The following is a 25,248-nucleotide window of genomic DNA, read 5'->3' as shown; positions in this document are numbered from 1 at the left end:
CTTGATCAGTGCGGCACCCCGCAGGAATCCGCGTCAGACCAGGCCGGCGTCGCGCAGCAGTTGCCAGAGGCCGGCGCCGTCCGGGGCGGACAGCCACTTCTGCCCCACCGGCCCCGACGACGGGCGTCCGGCCGGGGCGGGCAGGGTGCCGGCCAGCACCGACTGCGTCGGGGAGAGGCGGCGGATCGCCACCCCGGCGACGTTCTCGGGGTGGGCGGCGGCGAACTCCCGGTAGATCTCCTGGTCGTGCTGGCCGTCGTCGCCGACGAGCAGCCAACGCACGTCGGGGAACTCCTTGGCCAGCCGGGCCAGGGTGGACCGCTTGTGTTCCATGCCGCTGCGGAACCAGCGGTCGGCGGTCGGGCCCCAGTCGGTGAGCAGCAGCGGCCCGGCCGGGTAGAGGTGTCGGGACAGGAAGCGGGTCAGGGTGGGTGCCACGTTCCATGCGCCGGTGGAGAGGTAGAAGACCGGCGCGCCCGGGTGCGCGGTGACCAGCCGCTCGTAGAGCACCGCCATGCCGGGCACGGCGGCTCGGGCGTGTTCGTCGAGCACGAACGTGTTCCAGGCGGCGAGCAGCGGCCGAGGCAGCGCGGTGACCATCACCGTGTCGTCGATGTCGGAGAGGATGCCGAACTTGACCTCCGGGTCGAGGATGCGCACCGGCGCGTCGACGGGTTCGGCGTCCGGGACGCTGAGGCGGACGGTGCCCCAACCGGGCGGCAGGTCGGCCTCGACGAGTGTGTCGACGAAGCCGCTGCGGTCGGCCTGGGTCTCGTGCCGCACCCCACCCGCCTCGATGGTCACCGTGACGTGCTTGTTGGGCAGCGTGGTGAAGCTGCGCCAACCACGGACCTTCTCCAGCCGACCCCGCTGGCGGGTGTCCGGACGCCCCAACAGCACCCGGCACATCACCCGCACCCAACCCGGAGCGCCGTAGCCGGTGTACGCCACGATGTTGACCCGCCAGCCGGTGCGCCGCAGACGACGCTGCACGAGCTGGTGAACGGCGTCCTCGATCCGCGCAGCCCGGTGCAGGGTCGGAACGGCCAGCTGGCCGGCGGGAGTGGGTGGCACGCGCCAACCCTGCCACACGCCGACAGCCACGGCCACGCGAGTGGCCTCCGACTGCGCCGATCCACCTCGGCGGCCCGGTGGAACGTGAAACACTCCGGTCGGGACGACGACGGGGGCGTTGGTCGTGTCGCAACCAGAGCAGCACCGTGGGCGATGGCGTCCACGACTCGACCGGCCGGCGCTCGTCGCGCTGCTGTTCGGGGTGGCCGGTGTGGTCTACCGACTGGTCCTGACAGTGTTCACGGTGCCGGTGTCGAACAGCGACGAGGCCACGTTCGGCCTTGCCGCGCTGCACATCGGGCAGGGCCGGGAACGCCCGGTCTTCCTCTACGGCCAGCACTACATGGGGATGGTCGAGTCGTACCTGGCGGCGCCCCTGGTGGCGGTGGCCGGGCCGAGCTGGCCGGTGCTGCGGTTGCCGATGCTCGCGCTGTACGCGCTGTTCCTCTATCTGATCCACCGGTTGACCCGCCGGATCTGCGCACCCTGGTTCGCCACCTTCGTCGTGGGGCTGCTCGTGCTCGGAGGCGAGCGGGTGGTGCGCGACCAGCTCACCGTGGTCGGCGGTCGACCCGAGGTGAAACCGGCGGTGCTGTTGATTCTGCTGATCACGGTGGGGTTGGCCGCCGGCACGATCCACCGCCGACGACTCGCCGTCGCCGCGTTCGGCCTGCTCGTCGGGCTGGCCCTCTGGTCAGACTGGCTGATCCTGCCGTACCTGGCGGTGGCCGGGCTGGCCCTGGTCTGGGCGGTGCGGCGGGAACTGCTCGGCTGGTCCGGTCTGCTGCTGGTGGCCGGGGTCGCCGTCGGCGTGGCACCGATGATCGTCGACAACCTGCGGGCCGGGCCGGGTGACGACTCGCTGTCGGTGTTCCGGGAGATCAGCACCAAGGCCGGGCCGCTGCCGCCATGGTCCGACCGGATCCGGGGCGGTCTGCTGGAGGGGGTGCCGCTGGCGCACGGGCTCTGCCCGGTGGACGGCTGCGGTCGGTGGCAGCAGTGGTTCGGGGTGCTGTATCCGGTGCTGCTGCTGGCCGGCGCGGTGTTCGCCGCGCTCGCGTACCGGCGGGCGGCCCGGCCGCGCGGGGAGCAGACCAGCCGGGCGGCCCGGCCGCGCGGGGAGCAGACCAGCCGGGCGGCCCGGCCGCGCGGGGAGCAGACCGGCCGGGCGGCTGCGGGGCCGCGCGGGGCGCGGGTCGGGCCGGTCGTGCAGCTCGCGCTGGTCGTCGGTGCCGCGTTGACTCTCCTGTCGTACGTGCGCAGCCCGCTCGCCGCGACCAGCCCGCTGGACAACGCCCGGTACCTGTCGGTGCTGCAACTGTCGCTGCCGGCGGTGCTCTGGCCGCTCTGGGTGGTGGCGGTCGCCTGTTGGCGGGGCACTGTCGGCGCGCTCGGACGGCTCGCCGGGGCGTTGTCCACCGCCGTGCTGGCCGCCCTGACCGCGACCGCGCTGCTGATCACGGTGCTCTTCGCGGCGACCGGCACCGCGGCGTCCCGGACCGAGGAGCGCCAGGCCCGGGAGTTGGCCGCCGCGCTGCGGGCCAACGGCCCCCACCAGGTGTACGGGGACTACTGGACCTGCAACCGGTTGATCTTCAACACGAACGAGACGGTGGTCTGCGGGGTGCTCGACGGCGACCTGTCCCCCGGGCAGAACCGCTACCTGCCGTATTGGCGGCAGGTCGGGCGGGCCGAACGGCCGGGTTACGTGACGGAGGTCGACTCGCCGATGGACCGGAGGCTGCGCCGGCTGCTGGCCGACCGGGCCGATGCCGCACCGGTACGCGAGGTCGGTGGGTATCGCGTGTACCACCCCGACACCCCGGTGCGCCCCTGGCGGTAGTGGCGGGTCGTACGCTGGCCGGGCCGCCGCCGTTGCACCGCCCGAGGAGACCCATGCTCATCCTGCTGCCGCCCTCCGAGGGGAAGGCCGACGCCGGCACCGGACGGCGCTGGTCCCCGGACCGGGTGTCGCTGCCCGAGCTGAACCCGGCCCGGGAGCGGGTGCTCGACGCGCTGGTGGCGCTCTGCGCCGGGCCGGACGTGGGGGCCGCGCGGGCGGCGCTCGGGCTCAGCGAGGGTCAGCTCGGCGAGCTGCGCCGCAACGCCCGACTGCGGGAGGCAGCCACCGCGCCCGCCGAGCGGCTCTACACCGGGGTGCTCTACGAGGCGTTGGACCTGGCCTCGCTGCCGGCCACGGCGCAGCGGGCGGCCCGCCGGTCGATCATGATCAGCTCCGGGTTGTGGGGCGTGGTCCGGCTGGCCGACCGGATCCCCCCGTACCGCTGCCCGATCGGCGCTCGCCTGCCGGACGTGGGGGCGTTGTCGGCGTACTGGCGCACGGAGCTGGCGCCGGTGTTGGACGCCGCCGCCGGCAACGGCCCGGTGCTGGATCTGCGCTCCGGCGCGTACGCGGCCACCTGGACGCCGCGCGGGAAGCTGGCCGAGCGGACCGTCACCGTGCGGGTGCTGCACGAGCGGGAGGTCGACGGCGTGCCGGTCCGCTCGGTGGTCAGCCACTTCAACAAGGCGACCAAAGGGCGTCTGGTCCGGGACCTCCTCGTCGCCGGCGCTCGACCGCGCACCGCCGCCGAACTGGTCGCCGCGTTGCGGGAGTTGAAACACACGGTCGTGGAGCAGACCCCCGCGCCCGGGCGGGCACGGCAGGTGGATCTGGTGGTCACCGACCTCTGACGGGTCGGCAGCCGCAAGATTTGCTCAAGGCTGGGCCGGAGCAGTTCCGTTACGGGGGCGCAGGGGCCACGGTAGGGACACCCAGACTCCGACGAGGGAGCCTCCGTTGACCTCCGAACCCGCAGTGCTCGACCGGCCCCGCCCTCCGACGTTGCCGTCTCCGATGGACTGGCTGACCCTGGGCGACGCGTTCGAGGCCGCCTGCCTGCTGCGCTGCACGCCGCCCCCGGCCACCGCCCGGTCGAGCACGGCACTCCCGGCGTACGCGTCGGGGGTGGAGTTCAACCGGGAGGACGCGGCACAACGGATGCGGCAACTGCTCGCCCGGCTGGACATCCCGGTCACCCACGAGGTCACCGTCGGAGGTCTGCGCCGCCGCTACGAGCTGCATCGGCTGTGGGTGCCCCGGGAACACCGGGGCGCGTACACCCGGGTGGTGGACGCGGGTTGGTGGCAGGGGCGGCGTGAGCTGCTCGGCGGGCCGCTGCCCGGGGCCTCGCCGGCACGCCGGCGGTTGGCGACCCGGCTCTCGGCGGCGGCCTGGCGCTCGGCGCTGCTGGCCGCCGGGCGGCACGTCCGCCGGCACATCCTCGGCGTGCGGCTCACCGACCGGGAGTTGGCCGCGGTGCTGATCCGGAGCGCGGCGGTACTGGACGTGCCGGCCCGGCTCCGCCCCGGCACCGGCTGTTTCCTGGTCAGCGTGAACGACGGCCCGGACCGGGCGCGGATCCTGAGCAGCGCGGCCCTGGAGCCGGCGCGCGGGCCAGCGACGACGCCCGTCACGCCGCCGCCGACGAACCGAGCCGTGGCCGCGGCGACGGCAGGGCGTCCGCCCTACTGATCCCGCCCGGAGCAGCAGCGGAGGGCTTGCGCCCACGGGCCCGACGGCGCACAGTGCACCGCGTGAGTCGTACCTTGTCCAGCCGGCCCGGCCGCCACCGCGCGGGACCGGCCGCCCTGTTGACGGTGCTGCTGGTCGCGAACCTGGCCGTCTCCAGCTGCCGGGACGCCCCGACCGCGCCGACGACGATCCGGATCGCCACCGGCAGCCCCACCGCCGTCTACTACGCGTTCGGGCAGTCGCTGGCGGCCATCCTCAACCGGGACCTGCCCGACGTGCGGGCCAGCGTGGTGATCACCGCCGCGTCGGCGGAGAACGTCCAACTGGTCGGTTCAGGTGCGGCCGAGCTGGGCTTCACCCAGGCCGACGTGCTGCCCACCACCACGGCGGAGAACCCGACGGTCGAGGCCATCGCCCGGGTGTACGACGACCAGTTGCACCTGGTCACCACGGGTGGCGGCCCGGTCCGCACGGTCGCCGACCTGCGGGGCCGCCGCGTCTCCGTCGGCGCACCCGGCTCGGGCACCGAGATCACCGCGACCCGGCTGCTGGAGGTGGCCCGCCTCGGCGGCGACGAGATCCGTCGGGAACGACTCGGTCTGGACGACTCGGTGGCGGCGTTGCGGTCCGGGCGGATCGACGCGTTCTTCTTCTCCGGCGGGTTGCCGGTGCGGGGCATCGAGGAGTTGGCCTGGCGCAGCGCCACCCGGATCGTGGACCTCAGCGAGTGGACCGAGCCGCTGCGCGACCGCTACGGCCAGGTCTACGTCTCCCGGGACATCCCCCGCTCGGTGTACGGGGTGGACGCGGTGACCACCGTCGCCGACCCGAACTACCTCATCGTCCGGGCCGACCTGCCGGAGCAGTTGGTCCGGGAGGTGACGAAGTTGTTGATGGAGCGCCGTGCCGAACTGGCCGCCGCGCATCCGGCGGCGGGACGGATGAGCCCCCGCTCGGCGATCGTCACCGCGCCCCTGCCGCTGCACCCCGGGGCCGCCGACTGGTACCGGGCGGCCAAGCCCTGACGAGCCGCCGTCAGCGCGCCGGGGCGGGCCGCAGGTCGGCGGCCGGTTCCTCGTCCACGGGCTCCGCCGCCGGGTCGGGCTCCGCCGCCGGGAACCACAGGGCGGCGACCAGCCCGCGTGACTCCCCCGGGCGCATGGTGAGCCGCCCGTCGGAGGCGTCCACCAGCACGGCGGCGATGGTGAGGCCCAGCCCCGCGCCGTCCACGTTCTGCGCGTCCGGCGCTCGCCAGAACCGCTCGGTCGCCTGGCGGAGCTGACTCTCGGTCATGCCCGGGCCGGAGTCCCGCACCTCCAGGGACACCCCGTCGTCGCGGCGGTCGACGGTCACCGTCACCGCCCCGCCGGCCCCGCTGAACTTCACCGCGTTGTCGATCAACGCGTCCAGCGCCTGGTCGACGGCGGTCGGCACGGTCTGCGCGTACACCGGGGCGTCGCTCGTGGCCAACCGCAGCGCTACCGAACGGTGCCGGGCCAGCGGCGCCCACGCGGACACCCGGGACGCGGCCACCGCGGCGGCGTCCACCGTGACCCGCTCGTTCTCCTCCCGTTCGGCCCGGGCGAGGGTGAGCAGCGCGTCGAGCACCAACGCCAGCCGGTCGGTCTCCTCAAGGGCCAGCTGGTGCTCGGACCGGCCGTCCGGGTCGGTGAGGCTGGGGCCCAACTCCTCCACCCGCAGCCGCAGCGCGGTGAGCGGGTTGCGCAGTTGGTGGCTGGCGTGCGCGACGAAGGCGCGCTGACGGTCCATCACGTCGGACACCACGTCGGCCATGTGGTTGAAACTGGTCGCGAGGCGGCGTAGCTCCGGAGGGCCCAGGCGGTGCTGCACCCGGGCGCCCCGGTCGCCCCTGGCGATCTCGTGGGTGACGGCGTCCAGTTCGGTGACCGGGCGCAGCACCCAACCGGCCAGCCCGAACGCGGTGAGCACGCAGGCCAGCACGGCGAGCAGACCGGCCAGGGCGAGCAGCAGCCACCACACGGCGACAGCTCGGCGGATCGGGCCGGACGGCGACGCGATCACCACCGCGCCGAGCACCTCACCGCCGTCGTTGATCGGCGCGGCCACCACCACCGGGTCGGTCGTCCAGGGCCAGACCGACTCGGGCGCGCTGGTCTGCTGCCCGGACAGCGCGATGTCCAGGACCATCGCCGTCCCCGGGCTGGGCTGCCACCTCGGCGACGAGACCGGGGTGCTGCGGTCCCGGTCGACGACCGCCACACCGATCGCGTACAGGTTGTCGTAGCTGTTCAGCTCCGACTCGATCGGGCCCGGCCCACCGTCGCGCAAGGCCGGGCCGGCCAGCGACGCGAACCGGGTGGCGTCGGCGAGCCGGTCGGCACGCACCCGTTCGGTCTCCCGGCTGGCCATGGTGGCGGCCAGCGGTGTCTCCAACGCGATGAGGACGAGGACCATCAGCAGCAGGTAGCTGATCACCAGTCGGCGGCGCACGTCAGCCCCTCACGCGTCCCGCAGCCGGTAGCCGACGCCGCGGACGGTCTCCACCAGGCGGGCGTCACCGAGCTTGCCGCGCAGCGACCCGACGTGCACCTCGACAGTGTGCCGATCGGCCCAGGTGGTGCCCCACGCGTCGAGCAGGATGCGATCGCGCGGCACCGCCACCCCGGGCTGGCGGGCCAGCGAGAGCAGGACGTCGAACTCCTTGCGGGTCAGGGTGACGGCGCGGCCGTCCACGGTCACCGTCCGGGCGGCCACGTCGATGCGTACCGACCCGGCCTCGATGAGGTGTCGCTCCGGAGCGGCGTTGGCGGCCCGGCGCAGCACCGCCTCGATCCGGGCCTGCAACTCGACCATCGAGAACGGCTTGACGACGTAGTCGTCCGCGCCGAGGCGCAGACCGAGCACCCGGTCCCGTTCCTCACCCCGCGCGGTCACCGCGATGATGCCGAGCTGGCTGCTGCGGCGGCGCAGCTCCCGGCACAGGTCCGTGCCGTCGCCGTCGGGCAGGGTCAGATCGAGCAACACCAGGTCACACGGGGCCGCGGAGAGCGCGGCCGCGACGGTGGCCGCGTGCTCCACCTCGTATCCACGGCGGGTCAGGGCGGAGGAGAGCGCACCGGCGACCCGGCGGTCGTCCTCCACCAGCAGGATCCGCACCCGTGCCTCCGTCCGTCGCAACCGTTCTGCGAATGGTGGCAGAACGGGGCGCGAAGCGGGAGGCCGCCTACCCGCTACAGGCCGAAGACGTCGTCGGCGGTGGCGTCCCGGACGCCGTCGGTGAAGCCACGGAAGCCCGGGTCCTCGTGGCTGGCCGGCACGCTCGTCACGGTGACGCCGCTGGCCTGGGTGACCGCGTCGACCAGGGGCGGATAGTCGATCTCGGCATCCTCGAAGGCGTCGTCGTCCGCCTCGGCCAGGTTGATCACGTGCTGGACGTCGTCGGACGGAGTGTCCGGGTCCTCGGCCCACTCGCCGCCGGCCCGGTAGCACTCGTCGTACAGCGCGCGCTGGCTGTCGGTCCAGTCGTCGTCGTAGCTCTGCATCGCCCATCCCCTCCGCGGCCTTGACCTGAGCATGCCCGGCCGGGGGCGACGGGCGCGGCGGTACCGGGGAAACCGGCTCGGCGCGCCCACGGCAACGCCGTAGGCTACCGAGATGATCTACAAACTGCTGTCCAGCACCGAGTGGGACGACGCCCTCGCCGCCGGCGCCTTCACCGGCTCCGCCCTGGACCGGCAGGACGGTTTCATCCACCTCTCCGGCGGTGACCAGGTCGTCGAGACGGCACGGCGACACTTCGCCGGCATGACCGGGCTGACGCTGCTGAGCGTGGCGGAGGACCGGCTGGGCGACGCGTTGCGGTGGGAGCCGTCGCGCGGGGGGCAACTCTTCCCGCACGTGTACGGTCCACTGCCGGTCGCCGCGGTGGTGGCGGCGCAGGCGTTGCCCGCGGACACCCCGGTCGCCGAGGCGGTCGCCGCCCTCCTGGGCTGACACGGTCGCGCCCGACCCGACAGGTATCGGGCCGGGCGCGCGACGCCGTCCGTGCGGACTCAGCGGCAGAGCCGGCTGATCTCCTCCTGGAACCGGTCCATCGGGTTCGCCTCGGCGGGGCCGAGCAGGTAGGTCTTCAGCTCCCGGCGAGCCTCGGTCATCGGGTCGTCACCGGCCCGCGTCACCGACACGATCTTCTCCAGCTCGCCGCAGTCCTTCGAGAGCAGGTACGCGGCCCGGGCCGTCGGGTAGTCCCGGCGGAAATCGTCCTCGGACAGACCCGCCGGATTGGCCACCACGTACGGGCGCTGGCTCTGCACGAAGTCGGAGACCACGCTGGACACGTCGCTGATCAGCAGGTCGGTCTGGTTGAAGCAGTCGAACAACGCCGGCGTACGACCGGTCACCACCAGGTGCGCGGTGCCGTCCAAGGAGGACGCGTCCGCGTCGCCGCCGGCGGCGCGGATGGCCGCGACGATCCGCTCGTGTGCGGCCCTGGCCTTGTTGGACCGCGACCCGGTGAGCGGGTGCGGCTTGTAGACCAGTCGCAGCCGAGGGTTCGTGGCCAGCAGCCCCTTGACGATCCGCTCACCCATCAGCACCAGCGAGGTGTGGTACGGGTCGTCGTCGAGCCAGCCCTCCCAGGTGGGGGCGTAGAGCACGGTGAACGGCCGGTCCACCGACTCGGCGCCGAAGGTGTGCACCCCGGCGAGCTGCGGCCGGCCGATCTCGACGATGTCCGAGTCGAGCACGCCCACGCCGGCCCGGGCGTACCGCTCGCGACCGGCCAGCCCGGCGACCCAGACCTCGTCGTACACCTTGCTGTAGGGGTTGACGCTGGCCTGCTTGTCGCTGTCACCGTGCCCGACGAAGACGTGCTTCGTGGTGGGCTCGCGAAGCATGTGGATGTTCGCGCCGACGTTCGCGGCGTACAGCGCCGCGCGGATGCCGCGCAGGTCGAGGTTCATGAAGTCGACACCGGCCGGTACGCAGATCACCGGCAGCCGGGTGTCGGCCAGTTCCAGGAACGCGTCGCGGCTGCGCATCAGGACCACCGCGCGCTGTTGGAGCGCCTCGGCCGGGGCGAGCCACATGTTGGCCTGGTAGACGTCCTTGGCCGGGCCTGCGAAGTAGAGCGCCACCTCGGGTCGGTAGGTGTCCATCCACCGCTGGACGGCGGGCAGCACCAGGCCCTGCCCGGTGCCCTGGCCCCGGCCTCGCAACCAGGTCAGAGCGGTGATGGCACCCACCACACCGGTTGCCACGACCGCCACCGCGGCGGCGACGAAGAACGGCGTCGGGTCGTGCCGTACGGCCGCGACGACGGCTGCCGGAACGAGCAGCAGGTTGAGCAGGGGCATCCGGTCACCGGTGACCGCCGCCACCCAGGCCGGCAGTTGGTGCGGGGAGCGCAGCTCACCCAGGTCGATGTTACGCACCATCGCGGAGAGGGGGTTACGACGCTCGATCATGACGGAGAGCGCGCCGGCGAAGACGGACACGACCCACACCGCTGCCGGCAGCGCCAGCAGCAGGGTCAGCTCCCCGCCGCTGAGTCGCACCTCGGCGGCGACGAGCAGAACGGCCGCGAGGTCCCGGGTGAGCTGCCGGTACGACCAGTGCAGGCCCACCTTTTCCAGCAGCAGGTGCGACGACGGCGACCAGCGGGCGACGGCGAACTCGCCGATGACGGCGGCGAGCCCGGCGACGGCGAAGAGACTGATCCAGCCGAACACACCACCGACGAGCATGACGAGGTAGGCCAGCACCAGCAGGGCACTGTGGGCGGCCACTCCGAGGCGTCCTGTCAACGTGCCGAACAAGAGAGTTTGCTCCCTACGAGATTTCGTTGCGGGCTGTGCCCGTGAATGGATCGACGCCACTCCCCCGTCGCGCGGCGGGCCGACCGCAGCCGCCCTGCGCGTGACTGCGACCTTAACGCGAGGGGACGCCCGAGCGTCACTCGGGTATCCGGCACCATTTCGGGCAAAGCTCCGCGCCTGGGTGCGCCCGACCCCATCCCTGGATTGGGCTGCTCGACAGGGATCCGCTCAGGCGACCCGCCGGAAGCAGATCGTCGCCCCGGGCGCCTTGCGCGCGGCGAACTCCTGGTAGCCGAGCTGCGGCGCGGTGTCGCGCGCGTACTGGTTGCCCTTGTAGACGCAGATGGTGCCCACGTCGAGGCGGTCCAGCGCGGGCGCCAGCTCGGCCGGCGCCGGGGCGCTGACACCGTCGGCGAAGCCGGCGAGCAGCAACCGGTCCTTGGCGAACTGCGAGTCGAGGTCGTACTCGACTAGGTAGAAGTCGCGGGGCAGGACGACCCGGACCTCGCTGGTGACGATCGGCGTGGTGCGCATGATCACCTTCGGGGCCAGCAGCATGCCCTCCGGGCGGTCCAACCCCTTGATCCAGAACGCGATCTTCTGACGCTGCTGCGGAAGCTTCCAGGTGGGCCGCTCGTGCACCTCGACCCAGCTCTTCGGCGACCACATCGGAGTCGCGAACAGGGCGAACGCGGCAACCAGCAGCACCGCGACCCCGCCGGCCGCCGCGCGCCGCAGCGCCGGTGTCGGCGCCGGCACGCGCACGGTGCAGAGCAGACCGATCAGCGTCGGCAGGGCGAGCAGCCACGGCACGCGCCAGAGCACCACCGAGATGCCGCTCAACGCGCTCAACAGCTCCAGCACTCCGGGTACGAACATCACACTCAGCGCCAGGGTGGAGCCGGCGATGAGCAGCGCCGGGGTGCGCCGACGGGCGAGCAGTGACCCGTACCACAGCGCCAGACCGCTGATCACCCCGACCACGCCGAACAACAGCGTCCGCCGGTAGGTGGAGGCCGCGTTGAAGAAGGCGTCGTCCGCGCCCTCCGCGGCCATCCCGCCGAGCAGCAGCCGCGAGACCACCAGCGAGCCGATGGGGTACGCGAGAGCGGCGACCGCGGCGACGACGGCGGCCTTCCACCGCCCGACCAGGAGCATGGCGAAGCCGGCGGCGCCCACCAGCATCGGCAGGATGATCGCTGCGGTGTTGGTGAGGCCGATCGCGGTGATCGAGAGCGCCACGATGAGCACCAGGCTGCGCCGCGACCGGTTGTCGAACCACTCGGTCAGGTAGAGCCACATCAGCGGGATGACCGCCGAGACGAACATGCCCTTGCCCTCATGGAGGCGAGGAAGGTGGAACGTGCCCAGCGCGGCGTCGCCGCCGGCGACGAGGTACAGGTAGGCGATGGCCACTGTGAAGGCGAGCACCGGGCGACGCGGGGCCCACCGGTGCGTCAGCCGCCAGAGGGCGAGCGCGGCGAGCACCGCCATGATCGGCAGCAGTACGTACCAGAGGGCCGAGCTGGCGTGGATGCCGACGACGTTGGCGAACGCACCGTCGAAGACCTCGATCGAGGGGATCGGCGGCTGCGAGCCCATGGCCGGCAGCACGTTCTCGGAGAACAGGAAGTCGTTGAGCGGGACCAGGTCGCGCTCGGCGATCCAGACCGACTTGCCGACGTAGTACACGTCGTCCGGCGTGTTACGGGCCATGAACAACGAGGAGATTCCGACCAGCACCGAGATGACCAGCGCGTACGTCGACTGCCCCACGGTGGGCACCGGCACGACCGGCGTGGGGACCGGACCGCTGAGCCAGGCCCGACGGACGAGCAGGATCCCGCCGACCGCGGCGAGCAGACCGGCGATCGCCGGAATCCACCACGTGAGGCGGACCCCCGTCCCGGCCACACCGGCGGAGACGGCCGCGACGGCGGCGGCGACCAGCACCCCGATCAGCAGGCGGCGGTCGACGGCGGGCCGCTCCACGGCCGGCTCGTCCTCCTCGCCGGCAGCGGTGGTGGAGGGTGCCGTGGCGGCGGCCGAACGGCGGCGGCGACGCACGAGGGCCACCACCGCGAGCAGTACGCAGGCGACCAGCCAGATCCGGAAGGTCACCGACGGGCGCAGGTCGCCCAGGAAGGCCGCGTGGTAGAGCACCGTGAAGAGTGCGAACGCCATCACCGCCCCGTCGGTGAGCAGCGCCGGGGCGTCGGCCACCAGCGCGCGTACCCGGGACGAAAGAGCGCGACGGTCGGCGGGCCGGGGTCCCTGCTCGGCCCCGGGCGTCGGATCCGAGTCGGCGGGCGCTACGGCGATGCTGTCGACGGTGGCCACGGGCGTCCTTAGTCGTCGGGCGGATCAGGGTTTCGGCGTGGTGACAGCCGGGTGTCAAGGGGGCAGCGTAGCGGAATCGGACAGGCAGACCGGTGCTGCGGGCGACCGAGTGTCGGACGCCTGGTCAACCCGGGATCGGGGCCGGCCGGGGTCGGGGCAGGACGCTGTCGGCGCCGAGCCCGGCGGCAACTGATTCGACCAGGTTGTCGAGGTAGCTGTCGGTGAGCGGCAGGCGGGCGATGGCGAGCCGCCAGTAGAGCGGGCCGACGATCAGGTCGACCGCCGCGTCCGGGTCGGTGTCGGCGGGCAACTCGCCGCGCTGCACCGCGCGGGTGACCAGGCGACCGCCGATCTCCTGTTGACGCGCGTGCAGCACCCGACGCAGGGTCTCGTCGATGCTCGGGTTGCGGGCGGCCTCGGCCAGCAGGTCCGGGATGATCTGCGACGCCAGCGGGTGCCGCAGCGCGTGCGCCACCGCCTGGAACAGCAGGGCGAGGTCGCCGCGCAGGGTGCCGGTGTCCAGCGCCGGCAGTTTGCCGTGTGCCGCCGCGGCGACGATCTCCAACACCAGATCGAGCTTCGAGCTCCACCGCCGGTAGATCGCCGTCTTGCTGACGCCGGCCCTCCGGGCCACCGCCTCGATGGAGAGCCGGCCGTAGCCGACGGCGGCGAGCTCCTGCATCAGCGCACGCCGGATCGCCGCGGTGATCTCGTCGCGCAGCACCGCCGCTCCGGCCGGGGCCCGCCTCTTCTCGGTCGTCATCCAGGGCTCTTATCGCAGGTCACGGGGACCAGCGTAACGCAACGACGATACGGTTGCGTCCCGACGTGTTTCGGACTACTGTCCACGCAGCGACGAGGCGGCGCCCCGCGCACATCTCCCACTAGGATCCCATCGTCGCGAGCCACCCCGTCTGCACAGAGATCGGAGCGCCATTTCCATGGCCACCACCGCGCTGGTCGACCCCGACACGGGCCTGACCCAGGCGCAGCTGGCCGCTCGACACGGGCTACGGGTCGCCGGTGAGCGCCCCAGCGTCGTCGAGTACAGCCGCCGACTATGGGCGTACCGCCACTTCATCGCCGCGTACGCCAACGCCAAGCTGGTCGCCTCGTACAGCAACGCCAAGCTGGGTCAGCTCTGGCAGGTGCTCACCCCGCTCACCAACGCGGCGGTCTACTACCTGATCTTCGGGGTGGTGCTGGCACAGAACGACATGCCGAACTACATCGCCTACCTGACCACCGGGCTGTTCATCTTCAACTTCACCCAGAGCGCGGTCCTGACCGGCACCCAGGCGATCAGCAGCAACCTGGGGCTGATCCGGGCGCTGCACTTCCCCCGGGCGAGTCTGCCGCTGTCCACCACGCTGACGCAGTTCCAGCAACTGCTGGCCTCGATGGTGGTGTTGATCGGCATCGTGCTGGCCACCGGCGAGCCGATCACGCTGGAGTGGTTGCTGCTGATACCGGCCCTGTTCCTGCAGGCGATCTTCAACGCCGGCGTGGTGCTGCTGGTGGCCCGGATGGGTTCCAAGGCGAGCGACCTCAAGCAGGTCATGCCGTTCGTCCTGCGCACCTGGATGTACGGCTCCGGCGTCCTCTACAGCGTCAGCCTGTTCGAGCGGCTGCCGGCCTGGGCGACGACGCTGGTGCAGTACAACCCGCTGCTGGTCTACATCGAGCTGGCGCGGTACACGCTGCTCGAGGAGGCGCCGCTGCTCAACGAGTCGCTGACCCAGCTGTGGCTGGTCGGGGCCGGGTGGGCCCTGGTCGCCGGGATCGGCGGTTTCATCTACTTCTGGCGCGGCGAACAGGAGTACGGCCGTGGCTGAGCACACGCCCATCGAGGCGACCGCGACGATGACGCCGACGCAGGAGCGCATCCCGACCGTCGTCGTCGACGACGCGCACATCATCTACCGGGTGCACCAGGGCGCCGGCGGCGGCACCACACCGGTCGCCGCGCTGCGTCGACTGGTCAAGCGCACCTCCGCGCCGAACATCCGGGAGGTGCACGCGGTCAAGGGCATCTCCTTCACCGCGTACCGGGGTGAGGCGATCGGGCTGATCGGCACCAACGGCTCCGGCAAGTCCACCATCCTGCGGGCCATCGCCGGGCTGCTGCCGGTCAACCGGGGCGCGATCTACACCCAGGGGCAGCCGTCGCTGCTGGGCGTGAACGCCGCCCTGCTCAACGACCTCTCCGGCGAGCGGAACGTCACCCTCGGCTGCCTGGCCATGGGCATGCATCCCGACGACGTCGCCCGGCAGGCCGCGGGCATCATCGAGTTCTCCGGCATCAACGAGCGGGGTGACTTCGCCAGCCTGCCGATGCGGACGTACTCCTCCGGCATGGCGGCCCGGCTACGGTTCTCCATCGCCGCCGCCAAGAAGCACGACGTGCTGCTCATCGACGAGGCGCTCGCCACCGGCGACAAGGGTTTCCGCAAGCGCAGCGAACAGCGGGTGCGGGAGTTGCGCGAGGGCGCGGGCACGGTGTTCCTGGTCAGCCACCAGCTCTCCTCCGTACGGGACACCTGCGAGCGGACGATCTGGCTGGAATCGGGCGTCCTGCGGATGGACGGTCCCACCGACGAGGTCGTCCGGGCCTACGAGGCGTACGCCAACAGCAAGTAGCGCCTCGGCATCGACACGACGCCACGGACCGCGTCGCCCGCGTTGGGGCGGCGCGGTCCGCGCGTTAAGGTTCATCCCGTCGCCGCTCGGGCGGAACTTTCCGTTAACGCATCCCTGAGAGTGAGGATCCGGCAATGACGCAGGACCAGACCACTGGCCCGGACGCCGCAGCGGAGACCCCGACGCCATGGCGGCCCTCGCGGACGGTGGCCGTGGTTCTGGCCGGCGGCACCGGGACCCGGCTGGGCCTCGGCATCCCGAAGCAGCTGCTGAAGATCGCCGGCAAGCCGATCATCGAGCACACCCTGGCGGTCTTCGAGGCGGCGCCCGAGATCGACGAGATCATCGTGCTGATGGCGTCCGGTCACGTCGACGACGCCCAGCAGATCGTCGACAAGGCCGGCCTGCGCAAGGTCACCAAGGTGATCGAGGGTGGCGACACCCGCAACGCCACCACCCGGATCGCCCTGGACGCGGTCGGCCCGGAGGACTGCAACATCCTCTTCCACGACGCGGTACGCCCGCTGCTCAGCGGCCGGATCGTGCGGGAGTGCGTCAACGCCCTCTGGACCTACGACGCCGTGGACGTGGCCATCCCCTCCGCGGACACGATCATCCAGGTGGACGACAACGACTGCATCACCGACATCCCGGTGCGGTCCCGGCTGCGCCGGGGGCAGACCCCACAGGCGTTCCGCTCCCCCACCATCCGTGAGGCGTACCGGATCGCCGAGGGCGACCCGAACTTCGCCGCCACCGACGACTGCGGTGTGGTGCTGCGCTACCTGCCCGGCACCCCGATCAAGGTGATCGACGGTTCGGACGAGAACATCAAGGTCACCCACCCGGTCGACGTGCACCTGGCCGACAAGCTCTTCCAGCTCGCCGCGGCGCAGGCGCCCCGGCTGACCGACCACCGCAGCTACAGCGAGGAGCTGACCGGCCGCACCATCGTGGTGTTCGGCGGCAGCTACGGCATCGGCCACGAGTTGACCGAGCTGGCCCGTCGCTTCGGCGCCCAGGTCTTCCCGTTCAGCCGTTCCAGCACCGGCACCCACGTGGAGCGGGCCGAGGACGTCGAGGCCGCGCTGACGACCGCGTTCGAGGCCACCGGTCGGATCGACCACGTGGTGGTCACCGCCGGGATCCTGGAGCGGGGCGAACTCGCCGAGATGGACGAGGAGACCATGGACCGGGTGCTCCAGGTCAACTTCGTCGGCCCGGTGACGATCGCCCGCCAGGCGCTGCCCTACCTGCAGCAGACCAAGGGTCAGTTGCTGCTGTACACCTCCAGCTCCTACACCCGGGGCCGGGCCCGCTACGCGCTCTACTCGGCTACCAAGGCCGCCCTGGTCAACCTCACCCAGGCGCTCGCCGACGAGTGGGCCGACGTCGGCGTACGCGTCAACTGCATCAACCCGGAGCGGACCGCCACCCCGATGCGGACACGGGCCTTCGGCGAGGAGCCGGAGCACACGCTGCTCGCCGCGGAGGCCGTCGCCCAGTCGTCCCTGGACGTGCTGATCTCCGACCTGACCGGCCAGGTGATCGACGTGCGCCGGGCGCCCGGTGACGGGGTGACGCCGAGCGTGCCGACGCAGGGTGGGCCGGGTCAGGTCGAGACGTCGGCCGACGTGGCGTCGGTCAACTGACGCCCGCGGCTGCGGAACCACGAACGGAGCGACATGCGCGGCGACCTGGTCCGTAAGCTGGCTGCCCGCTGCCTGAGCACCGGGTTGGCCGTCCTGGCCTTCGTCGTGCTGGCGCTCACCGACGCCACCGGTTGGGGCCTGACGTTGCCTGTCGCGGCCGTGGTCGCGTCGGCCGTGGAGCAGCGGGTCCGGCCCGGCGCCGACCTCGTCGCCGAGACGACGCTGATCGCCGCCGCGGTCCTGGTGGGTTACTGGCGTCGGCTGGACGACGGTGTCGACCTGGCGTTGGTCGCCACCGCACTGGTCCTGCTGGGGCTGGTGCTGCTGGTGGGGCCTCTGCGAACCGCCGGCAACCTGGAGATGCGGACGGCGAACCTACCGGTGCGCACCTGGACGCCGGTGGTCGCCGACCAGCTCGGCACCGCGCTGCTCGGGCTGCTCGCCGTGGTGGCCCTCGCCGCCGCGCTGGCCCTGCCGGCCGTGGTGCCACTGGCCGCCAGCCTGCTGGTCGGTGCGGGCGTCGGGGCTGTCGCACTGGACCTGGCCCGGCGGCGGTTCCGGCCGGGCGCCGGCGGTGGCGCGGTGGGCCGTGCGCTGCGTCGGCACCAGCCGGAGTTCGTGCTCTACTTCTCCGCCCCGCCCGGCTCCGAGTACCAGGTCACCATGTGGTTGCCGTACCTGGAACGGATCGGCCGCCCGTTCCTGGTCATGCTGCGCGAGCCGGAGTTCCTGGCACCGATCGCCGCGGCCACCGACGCTCCGGTGGTCTACTGCCCGACCCTGCGGACCATGGACGAGGCACTGGTGCCGAGCCTGCGGGCCGCGTTCTACGTCAACCACGGGGCGAAGAACAGCCACTGCATCCGCTTCACCCAGCTCACCCACGTGCAGTTGCACCACGGCGACAGCGACAAGGCACCGAGCGCCAACCCGGTGTCCGGGATCTTCGACCGGATCTTCGTGGCCGGGCCGGCCGCGATCGACAGGTACGCCCGCGCGGGGGTGCAGATTCCCGCCGACAAGTTCGTGGTGGTCGGCCGCCCGCAGGTCGAGTCGATCCAGGTACGCCAGGAACCGGCGCGGGGTCTGGCCCATCCCACAGTGCTCTACACCCCCACCTGGACCGGGCACCACGCCGACGCCGACTACTGCTCGCTGCCGGTGGCCGAGCAGCTGCTGCGGCGGCTGCTGGAGCGCGGCGCGACGGTGATCCTGCGGGCCCACCCGTACACGACGCAGAACCCGGCGTCGGCGCGGCAGTTGGGCCGGCTGACCGAGCTGCTGACGGCCGATCGGGCCCGCACCGGCCGGCAGCACGTGTTCGGGTCGGCGGCCCGGGAGCTGAGCCTGACCGAGTGCGTCAACTCCTCCGACGCGTTGGTCTCCGACGTGTCCGGGGTGATCTCGGACTACCTCTACTCCGGCAAGCCGTACGCGGTCACCGACATGGGTGGCGAGGGCGACCGGTTCGTGGAGCGCTTCCCGCTGGCCGGCTCGGGGTACGTGCTGCGCCGCGACCTGTCCAACATGGACGGTGTGCTGACCGACCTGTTGGACACCGACCCGTTGGCCGAGGCGCGGTGGGCCACCCGCCGCCGCTACCTGGGCGACTTCCCCGCCGAGTCGTACGCCGACGCCTTCCTGAACGCCGCCCGCCGCGAGCTGACGTCGGCACCGGACACCGCGGCCGAGCGGTCGCCGCAGCTCTCCCCTCTCGCCTGACCCGGCCCGTCGGGCTGTGCCGGACACTGACAGCTAGCTGAGCCCGAGCCGGTACCCTGCCCTGACCTCGACCCGGACGACCCCGCGAGTGTCGGCCGGCGCAATCCATTCGGCGGTCGTGAGGCCGTCGGCCGACCCGGGGACCGAGCGCACCCAGGGGTGAAGATCCGTCGACGCGACGACGACCTTCACGATCTCCTCGGCGGTCAGCAACGTGGCCCCAAGGTGAGCGACGATCCGCAGCCGTCCGTCGGCCAGGGTCTCGGTGCTGGTGGAATCGATGTCATCGTCTTCGATTCGACAGAGGCCCCGGACCACGGCCCTGGCGTCCGCAACCGGGTTGGTGACGTCGACCACCAGCAGGACACGTACGGCGTCTCGCAAGGCCTCCTCGATCGTGCGGCTCAACTCGGCCTCGTCCGGACCGTCCTCGTCCCGCCCTCGCAGCACCATCTCCCGGGTCTCCACCGGCCGGTCGACCGGTCCCGGGTCGAACGGGTCGATCCCGGTCCGCACGTACAGCGCCTCGACCGCCGGCGCGTCGCCGAGCGGCCGGGTGGTCTCCATCGCCGCCACCATCCACGTTCCCAACGGTGACCTGCGTAGGTGCCCCGTCGGCAACCTGAACTCGGCGGCCACGGCGGCGACACCGGTCCCGAAGGGATCCTGCGGTGACACGTCGACCAGAGGCAGCACCAGGAGCAGGGCCAGACTCCAGACGCCGCCGTCGGTCGCCGACTGCCGCAGGTCGACGGACCACACGTCCGGCCGCCCGAGCAGAGCAAGGCAGCGGACCAGAGCCCTGTCGAGGTCGGGGGCGGTCAGCCGGGCGTGCACCCGGGCCACCACGTCGTCGTCGGACGCCGCAGCCGGCAGTCGTCTGACCCGTCGCCGGACAGGAACGACGGCCTCGTCGGTGGGCAGCCACTTCGGCGGGTCCCACCACTCGCCTTCGGTGTCATCGGCCGCGCAGATAGACACACAGATCGGCGTCACGCCGGCGGTCGTCCGCTCACGACCAGCGGCGAAACCCATCGGGTGACCGGCCGCCGATTCGTCCACCTCGAGATCGCCACGGCTCCACCGGAAGCGCGTCAGCAGTGGCGCGGCCAGGTGACGTACCGCTTCAGCGCCCGAAACGGACGGGACGGACGGCATCAGCGTCAGGTCGACGTCCACCCCGTCGCGGGGCCCGTCGGCTTCGGTGCGGGACGCCACCAGACCCACCGCGCCGAGCGACGCGAGCAGGGACCGGCACCGACGCGCGGCATCGTCGAGTCGAGCGTCCACGACATTCAGGCTCACGGTGACCACAAGGGACGGATCAATAGCAGGCATCCGGCCGAATGTAGGTGTCGAAGGTGCGACCGCACGACCGATATTTCCGGTCGGGACCGCTCAGCGGTACGGGTCGAGCAGCGCCAGTACGGCCGCCGGGTCCTCCACGTGCGCGTTGTGGCCGAGACCGGGCAACGTGGCGACCGGGACCCCGTACTCCTTGAGCTGTTCGTCGCTGACCATCGGGTCGTGTTCCCCGCGCGCCAGCACGACCGGCGCGTCGGTCGCCGCCAGCAGCGCGGCCAGGTCGGGCTCGCCGACGGCGAACGCGGTCGGGTCCATGGCGAGGCGCCACCGGCCGTCGACCTGACGCAGGCCGGCGTCCACCACCGGATGGTCCGGCGGGACCAGGCCGGCCAGGCCGGACACCCGAAGGTAGCGGCGCGCCGCCTCGGCGCGGGTGGCGAACCAGCTGACCGGGCGGGCGGCGAGGTCGGCGGCGCGGGCCAGCTCGTCGGGTGACCAGACGGCCTTGATGCCCAGCCCGACCACGGCGTCCACGGGCGTCCCGGCGGCGCGGGCGGCCAGCGCGAGGCCGACCACCCCACCCAGCGAGTGCCCGAGCACGACGAGCCGGTCACCGGGCGCCAGGCCGCGCGCTATCCGGTCGGCGAACCCCGCAAAGGTGTACGACGGCAGCGGTGCCGCCCAGCCGTGGCCGGCGAGATCCGGCGCCAGCCACCGCCCCGCCCAGCGCTGCTCGAGCAGCGGCGCCCACGGCAACCAGACGTCCCCGGTCGTGCCCATTCCGTGCAGGAGCAGCAGGACCCGCCCACGACCGGCTTGACCACCCGATTCATCCACCACGGCCGCAGTCTCCCACGGTTCACGGCCCGGTACGAGAGTCGACGCCTCCGCAGGACACCGACGGCACCGACGAGAACGCCGCGGGCGTCGGCCCCTCGTGGGGGACGACGCCCGCGGCGGTCAGCGTGCCTGGGTCAGGCGGAGTAGCCCCGGCTGGCGATCCAGTTGGCCAGGTCGATGGTGGTGATCCAGTACGACGGGTCGGCCGCGTTGGCCGAGTCGGCGATCCGGACGGTACGGCCGTTGTCCTTGTAACCCACGACGGCGATGTAGTGACCGCCGCCGTAGGAGTGGTAACCGCCGTTGGTGTCGACGGCGTCGCCGACGACGTTCGCGACCACGCCACGGCCGTCGGTGATGGCCTTGACGACGTCGGCCTGGAGCCGGTCCATCTGGGCCGGGCTGGGGGCGCCGGCGAACATCCGGGTCCGGTACGGGGAGCCCTTCACCTCGGCGTTGAGGACCCGCGTGGTGTCCTCGGCGGAGTTGGTGCCCATCTCGGTGGTGCCCAGCTCAGCGCCGAGTTCCTCCTGGGTGCGGTCGATACCGGCGGCGCTGAGGGCGTTCCGGGTGGCCGCCGGGCCGCAGTTGTAGTACGTGTTCTGCGCCTCGTAGTCGTAGTCCAGCACCTTGGTCGCGGGCGGCTTCGGCGGCGTCGGCTTACGGGTGAGGTCGGGGTTGGCCTTGGCCTTGGCCGCCGGCGACGCGGCGGTGGTGGCCGGAGCGGCGGTGCTCGGCGCGGCGCTGGCCGACGGGGACGCCTCACGCACCTCGCCGCGGGAGGCGGCGACGTCGCTGCGCATCTCGGCGACAGTGGTCGCGGTGCGCTGGCCGGCGGGTGCGTCGTCGGCGGTGGTGAGCAGGGCGCCAGTGGTGGTGGCGATCGCGAGGGCCGCGGCCGAGGCGGCAACGATCTGGTACGGACGCTCGGTGGCGAAACGGCGGAGCTGACGCTGCAGGGTGTGCTTCACGGGGTCCTCCACGGATCGGGGGGAGAGCGGCACACCGGCGACCGGACCGGTATCCGGGCAGGCGCCAGCGCGCGGACCGTGGTCCGCGGATGGTGAACCGCTCAGGGGAACGCCCGGCGTGGCCGGGCGGTTAGGCGATGACCCGGGGGGTCAGCTCACCGTCACTGGACGAATGAGCGGGGGCACCGCTGCGCCGTGGAGGCGAGGGAACAACCGAGGGGTGGAAAGGTGCTGCACGAGGATGGAACTCCTTCCGACACCGCCTACCGGGTTAGCTGACGGATTCGGGCGGGAAGATCGCCCTACCGCGGGCTCTGGCTCGCGGATTCACCCCGGACTTACTGGTGGGTCCCCGGTTCGTTCATCACGATTGAGCGGGTCGGCGCGGCGTCGCCTCTTGCGATCGGTTACCGCACCGGACGGGACGACAGTACTGGCCCGTCCGCACCCCTGCCAAGCCAGCCCCACCTGCGTAAACCTGAAATGGAGCGGCAATTTCTGCGCGTATTGCCGATGACGTGACTCGATGGGACAAGCGGTTACGGTGACGCCTACGGGCGACAACCGGACAGGCCGCCGAGAACGCGGCCAGATTCACCGGAAGATTCGCGCCGATCGTGCCGGACGCCCGAATTCCGGTCGGCGTGACCCGGCTCACGTCACGGATCGGGCTCAACTCGCCCGCGCCGGCCGCCATCGCGCCACGACAGCGGGGCGGAACGCACCGGTCACCGTTCGCCGCGCGGGTAGCGGGTTCGGTCGCAGCCGGGCCGCCGCCGCGCAGCTCTCCGTCGCGAGTGCCCGCGCTGAGTCGGCAGCCAGTTCCGCGTCCCGCCAGGCAGCCCGCTCCCGGGATGCGGCGGCCTGGTAGTCGGCCAGCCGGGTGTCCCGGATCGTCCGGCTGAGCAGCACCTCCTGCTCGACCGGGTGCCGCCGGGGATCCCAGCCGCGCCGGTGCGCGAACACGTCGCCGAGCTGCGCCATGCTCAGGTCACCCCGCCAGTACGCCGTCATCGCGGCCCGGTGCAGGTAGCGCTCGCGGGCGGCGTACTCGGCCGGGGTGTGGGGGGTCTGCGGGGTGGGCAGCGCCCCAGCGCCCGCGAAGCGACGGGCGGCGGTGTCCGCCTCGTCGTACGCGGCCCAGGCCCGTTCCATCTCCTCCTGAGCGGTCAGCCAGTCAGCACGTCGCCGCTGCGCGGTCCGGGCCGCCCCGGTCGCGGCGACAGCCACCTCCTCGGCGTACCGGCGCGTGTCGGCGGCCTCGGCGGCGGCCACCTCACGAGCGGTGAGGGCGGCAGTGCGCGGGGCGTCCGGGGGTGTCTCCCGCTCGGGGCGGGCCACCAGCAGGGCGAGTACGCCCAGGGCCAGCAGGAACAGGGTGGACCAGATGGCGGCGGCCTGCGGCACCTCGGTCACGAACTGGTAGAAGACAGCGGTCTCCATGGTCGGCACCTCGGGAGAGAGCGATGCGATGGGAGCCCCACCGCCACCGGGCCAGGGCAGAGCACGGGCCGGCGGGGCGCGGAGCTGGTGGGTCGACAGGCGCGGCGGGGCGGGACGCTCGTCCCGGTGACTCAGCGCCCGGGTGGTGCCCGGGGTGCCCGGCTGCTCGGGCTGTGGACCAGGGGCAGCCGGTCGGACTCGGCCGCGCGCACCGGCCGCGGGCCGGTCGGTGCGGTGGTCTGGTCGCCGGGCGCAGCCGGTTGCGGGTCGACGGACCCCGCTGGGGAGGACTCCTCGACGGGCTCCCCGGTCGCCGCCTGCGCCTCGTGCACCGCCCCCTGTGCGCAGGTGGACGGGCAGGTCGCCGGGAGTGATCCGAGGCCGAACGGGGTTGGCACGGCGGCCGAGGCCGGGCCCGCGCCGAGCGCCAGGGCCGCGACGACGGCGAGGCTGGTCAGCACCCGCGTCGCCCAGCGCGCCACCCACCACAGCGGACAGGTGAACGCGACCGGAAGCACGACCTCACGCTACCGTCGTGCCGACCTCGACGCACCGACCACGGGCGTGTCGTCGCACGCCGCGCCGAACCCCACTGAGCAGGGTGGACGGTGTCAGCGCGAGTCGACGTACCGTGATGAGTCGTTGGTCTGCCCGCTTTTCCCGGCGGCGTCGGCCGGCGGGCCGTCGGCGGCGGGACCGGCCCCGCGTTGCCGCGGAACGGACGCCGGACGGGCCGGGCGGCGCGGTGCGAGTCGACGCATCATCGGCGTCTCCACGAAGCGGTGCAGCAGCCCGGCGAGGACCAGGTTCACGGCCAGGAAGCCGAGCACCACCGCCGGTCCGCGCCAGCCCGTGAACCCGGCCCCCCAGTCACCGCTCCACCGCAGCACACTCGTCATCACCAGGACGTGGACCAGGTAGAAGGCGAACGAGACCTCCCCGAGCCAGACCAGCGGCCGGGACCGCCACGGGGAGCGCTTGTCCCGCACGTCGGCGTCCGCGGCGGCGGTGATCACCAGGAGGTACGCGACGGCGAGCAGCGTGGTCCACAACTCCGCGCGGATCCACTGCGCGGCCGCCACCCAGGTGCCCACGAAAACCAGGCTGGCGACGGTGAGCCCCGGGCCGCGCCAGAGACCCCGCCGCATCAGCTCGGCCGCCACGGCGCCCAACCAGAACTCCAGCGACCGTACGGGCGGGAAGATCTGGGTGAACCACCACCGGCTCACCTCCGGCACCAACTGCTGGGCCGGCCAGAGCGCGAGGATCAGCAGCGGCAGCGCGACGATCAGCACCCAGAGCAGCTTCGGGTTGGCCCGGCGTAGCAGCGGCAGCGCCAGGGGCAGGCACAGGTAGAAGAAGAACTCGCAGGAGAGCGACCAGCTCACCGTGTTGACGCTGTAGAACCAACCCATCCGCGGGTCCCACGCCTGCAACAGCAGCAGGTTCTCCAGCGCGACCGCCGGCAGGACCGGGTCGGCGAACCACCAGGCGACCAGCAGGGCCGCACCCCACAACACCACGTGGTTCGGGTAGATCTTGGCAACCCGCCGCCGCCAGAAGGTACGCCGGGAGTCGCCAACGCGGGCCGACCAGACCAGCACGAAACCGCTGAGGATGAAGAAGAACTGCACCCCGGACAGGCCGAGCGTGAACAGCGCGTCGACCACCGCCTTGTAGTCCGGTTCGGCGATGATCCGCATGGTGCCGGCGTGGAAGCCGAAGACCAGCAACGCGGCGATCCAGCGCAGCCCGGTCAGCGAGGGCAGCCGGGCGGGCGTGCCGGCGGGCCGGGCGGTCGACACCGCAGCGGCGCTGGTCATGCCGGGATCCGGAAGATCCGCAGGGTCACCAGCACGTCCGTATCCTCCTCGGCGCGGCGTCGGACGACGCGACGGCGACGCCCGCGACGGCCCGGCAGGGCCGCA

General features: G+C 72.5%; 22 protein-coding genes and 1 riboswitch. Of the genes, 9 read left to right on the top strand and 13 right to left on the bottom strand.

All coding sequences use genetic code 11. The features are described from left to right. Nucleotides 1-33 precede the first annotated feature (33 nt). The gene (locus tag O7631_RS15295; RefSeq protein WP_278144826.1) at nt 34-1,074 is read right to left on the bottom strand and encodes a phosphatase domain-containing protein; all 1,041 of its coding nucleotides are present in this window, start codon (nt 1,072-1,074) and stop codon (nt 34-36) included. A 124-nt stretch (nt 1,075-1,198) separates the two neighbouring features. Between O7631_RS15295 and O7631_RS15290 the strand changes: the two genes are divergently transcribed. The 4 genes from O7631_RS15290 (at nt 1,199) to O7631_RS15275 (ending at nt 5,634) form a co-directional block, all read left to right on the top strand. Further along, nucleotides 1,199-2,917 (top strand): hypothetical protein, encoded by a 1,719-nt coding sequence (locus O7631_RS15290; protein ID WP_278144825.1) that lies wholly within the window; start codon nt 1,199-1,201, stop codon nt 2,915-2,917. A 53-nt stretch (nt 2,918-2,970) separates the two neighbouring features. Next, complete coding sequence (yaaA, locus tag O7631_RS15285; protein ID WP_278144824.1) at nt 2,971-3,768, top strand: peroxide stress protein YaaA; 798 nt, start codon at nt 2,971-2,973, stop codon at nt 3,766-3,768. 163 nt (nt 3,769-3,931) lie between these two features. Next, nucleotides 3,932-4,609, top strand: a complete 678-nt coding sequence (locus O7631_RS15280) for a hypothetical protein (protein ID WP_278147943.1) — start codon at nt 3,932-3,934, stop codon at nt 4,607-4,609. Nucleotides 4,610-4,683: 74 nt separating this feature from the next. Continuing rightward, nucleotides 4,684-5,634 (top strand): TAXI family TRAP transporter solute-binding subunit, encoded by a 951-nt coding sequence (locus O7631_RS15275; RefSeq protein WP_278147942.1) that lies wholly within the window; start codon nt 4,684-4,686, stop codon nt 5,632-5,634. A 10-nt stretch (nt 5,635-5,644) separates the two neighbouring features. On the opposite strand, the gene O7631_RS15270 is transcribed toward O7631_RS15275, so the two are convergent. The 3 genes from O7631_RS15270 to O7631_RS15260 all read right to left on the bottom strand — a co-directional run bounded on the left by O7631_RS15270 (nt 5,645) and on the right by O7631_RS15260 (nt 8,133). Further along, the gene (locus O7631_RS15270) at nt 5,645-7,081 is read right to left on the bottom strand and encodes a HAMP domain-containing sensor histidine kinase (protein WP_278144823.1); all 1,437 of its coding nucleotides are present in this window, start codon (nt 7,079-7,081) and stop codon (nt 5,645-5,647) included. A 9-nt stretch (nt 7,082-7,090) separates the two neighbouring features. Beyond that, nucleotides 7,091-7,747: a response regulator transcription factor gene (locus O7631_RS15265; protein WP_088990531.1), complete on the bottom strand. Its 657-nt coding sequence runs from the start codon at nt 7,745-7,747 to the stop codon at nt 7,091-7,093. Between the two features lie 74 nt (nt 7,748-7,821). Continuing rightward, nucleotides 7,822-8,133 carry a hypothetical protein gene (locus O7631_RS15260; RefSeq protein ID WP_278144822.1) on the bottom strand — a complete coding sequence of 104 codons (312 nt, stop codon included), beginning with the start codon at nt 8,131-8,133 and terminating at the stop codon, nt 7,822-7,824. Nucleotides 8,134-8,245: 112 nt separating this feature from the next. Between O7631_RS15260 and O7631_RS15255 the strand changes: the two genes are divergently transcribed. After that, a complete protein-coding gene (locus O7631_RS15255; RefSeq protein WP_278144821.1) occupies nt 8,246-8,584 on the top strand; it encodes a DUF952 domain-containing protein in 339 nt (112 codons plus the stop codon). Nucleotides 8,585-8,643: 59 nt separating this feature from the next. Here O7631_RS15255 and O7631_RS15250 read toward each other — a convergent pair whose 3' ends face one another. From O7631_RS15250 to O7631_RS15240, 3 genes are all read right to left on the bottom strand, one after another. Continuing rightward, on the bottom strand, nt 8,644-10,407 hold the full coding sequence (locus O7631_RS15250) for a CDP-glycerol glycerophosphotransferase family protein (RefSeq protein WP_269680095.1): 1,764 nt from the start codon (nt 10,405-10,407) through the stop codon (nt 8,644-8,646). Nucleotides 10,408-10,635: 228 nt separating this feature from the next. After that, entirely contained in the window at nt 10,636-12,747 is a 2,112-nt protein-coding gene (locus O7631_RS15245) for a DUF6077 domain-containing protein (protein WP_278144820.1), read from the bottom strand. A 124-nt stretch (nt 12,748-12,871) separates the two neighbouring features. Next, nucleotides 12,872-13,510, bottom strand: a complete 639-nt coding sequence (locus tag O7631_RS15240; protein ID WP_278144819.1) for a TetR/AcrR family transcriptional regulator — start codon at nt 13,508-13,510, stop codon at nt 12,872-12,874. 178 nt (nt 13,511-13,688) lie between these two features. Between O7631_RS15240 and O7631_RS15235 the strand changes: the two genes are divergently transcribed. The 4 genes from O7631_RS15235 to O7631_RS15220 all read left to right on the top strand — a co-directional run bounded on the left by O7631_RS15235 (nt 13,689) and on the right by O7631_RS15220 (nt 18,761). Next, complete coding sequence (locus tag O7631_RS15235; protein WP_278144818.1) at nt 13,689-14,582, top strand: ABC transporter permease; 894 nt, start codon at nt 13,689-13,691, stop codon at nt 14,580-14,582. Between the two features lie 28 nt (nt 14,583-14,610). Next, nucleotides 14,611-15,387, top strand: a complete 777-nt coding sequence (locus tag O7631_RS15230; protein ID WP_088991800.1) for an ABC transporter ATP-binding protein — start codon at nt 14,611-14,613, stop codon at nt 15,385-15,387. 134 nt (nt 15,388-15,521) lie between these two features. After that, nucleotides 15,522-17,039 (top strand): bifunctional cytidylyltransferase/SDR family oxidoreductase, encoded by a 1,518-nt coding sequence (locus O7631_RS15225; protein ID WP_278144817.1) that lies wholly within the window; start codon nt 15,522-15,524, stop codon nt 17,037-17,039. A gap of 33 nt (nt 17,040-17,072) precedes the next feature. After that, on the top strand, nt 17,073-18,761 hold the full coding sequence (locus O7631_RS15220) for a CDP-glycerol glycerophosphotransferase family protein (RefSeq protein ID WP_278144816.1): 1,689 nt from the start codon (nt 17,073-17,075) through the stop codon (nt 18,759-18,761). A gap of 33 nt (nt 18,762-18,794) precedes the next feature. Here the strand turns inward: O7631_RS15220 and O7631_RS15215 are convergent, their stop codons facing one another. From O7631_RS15215 to O7631_RS15190, 6 genes are all read right to left on the bottom strand, one after another. Further along, nucleotides 18,795-20,051 (bottom strand): hypothetical protein, encoded by a 1,257-nt coding sequence (locus tag O7631_RS15215; protein ID WP_278144815.1) that lies wholly within the window; start codon nt 20,049-20,051, stop codon nt 18,795-18,797. A 108-nt stretch (nt 20,052-20,159) separates the two neighbouring features. Next, the gene (locus O7631_RS15210; RefSeq protein ID WP_278144814.1) at nt 20,160-20,906 is read right to left on the bottom strand and encodes an alpha/beta hydrolase; all 747 of its coding nucleotides are present in this window, start codon (nt 20,904-20,906) and stop codon (nt 20,160-20,162) included. Between the two features lie 134 nt (nt 20,907-21,040). Then, on the bottom strand, nt 21,041-21,889 hold the full coding sequence (locus O7631_RS15205) for a C39 family peptidase (protein ID WP_278144813.1): 849 nt from the start codon (nt 21,887-21,889) through the stop codon (nt 21,041-21,043). A 233-nt stretch (nt 21,890-22,122) separates the two neighbouring features. After that, nucleotides 22,123-22,264, bottom strand: a riboswitch (cyclic di-AMP (ydaO/yuaA leader). Between the two features lie 285 nt (nt 22,265-22,549). Next, nucleotides 22,550-23,320 (bottom strand): hypothetical protein, encoded by a 771-nt coding sequence (locus O7631_RS15200; protein WP_278144812.1) that lies wholly within the window; start codon nt 23,318-23,320, stop codon nt 22,550-22,552. A gap of 131 nt (nt 23,321-23,451) precedes the next feature. Next, complete coding sequence (locus tag O7631_RS15195; RefSeq protein ID WP_278144811.1) at nt 23,452-23,838, bottom strand: hypothetical protein; 387 nt, start codon at nt 23,836-23,838, stop codon at nt 23,452-23,454. Between the two features lie 93 nt (nt 23,839-23,931). Beyond that, entirely contained in the window at nt 23,932-25,143 is a 1,212-nt protein-coding gene (locus O7631_RS15190; protein WP_278144810.1) for an acyltransferase, read from the bottom strand. Nucleotides 25,144-25,248: the final 105 nt, after the last annotated feature.

It is taken from the genome of Micromonospora sp. WMMD967 (assembly GCF_029626165.1).
In the GTDB taxonomy this organism is placed as follows: domain Bacteria; phylum Actinomycetota; class Actinomycetes; order Mycobacteriales; family Micromonosporaceae; genus Micromonospora; species Micromonospora taraxaci.
This window is presented reverse-complemented; position numbering and strand designations above follow the sequence as displayed.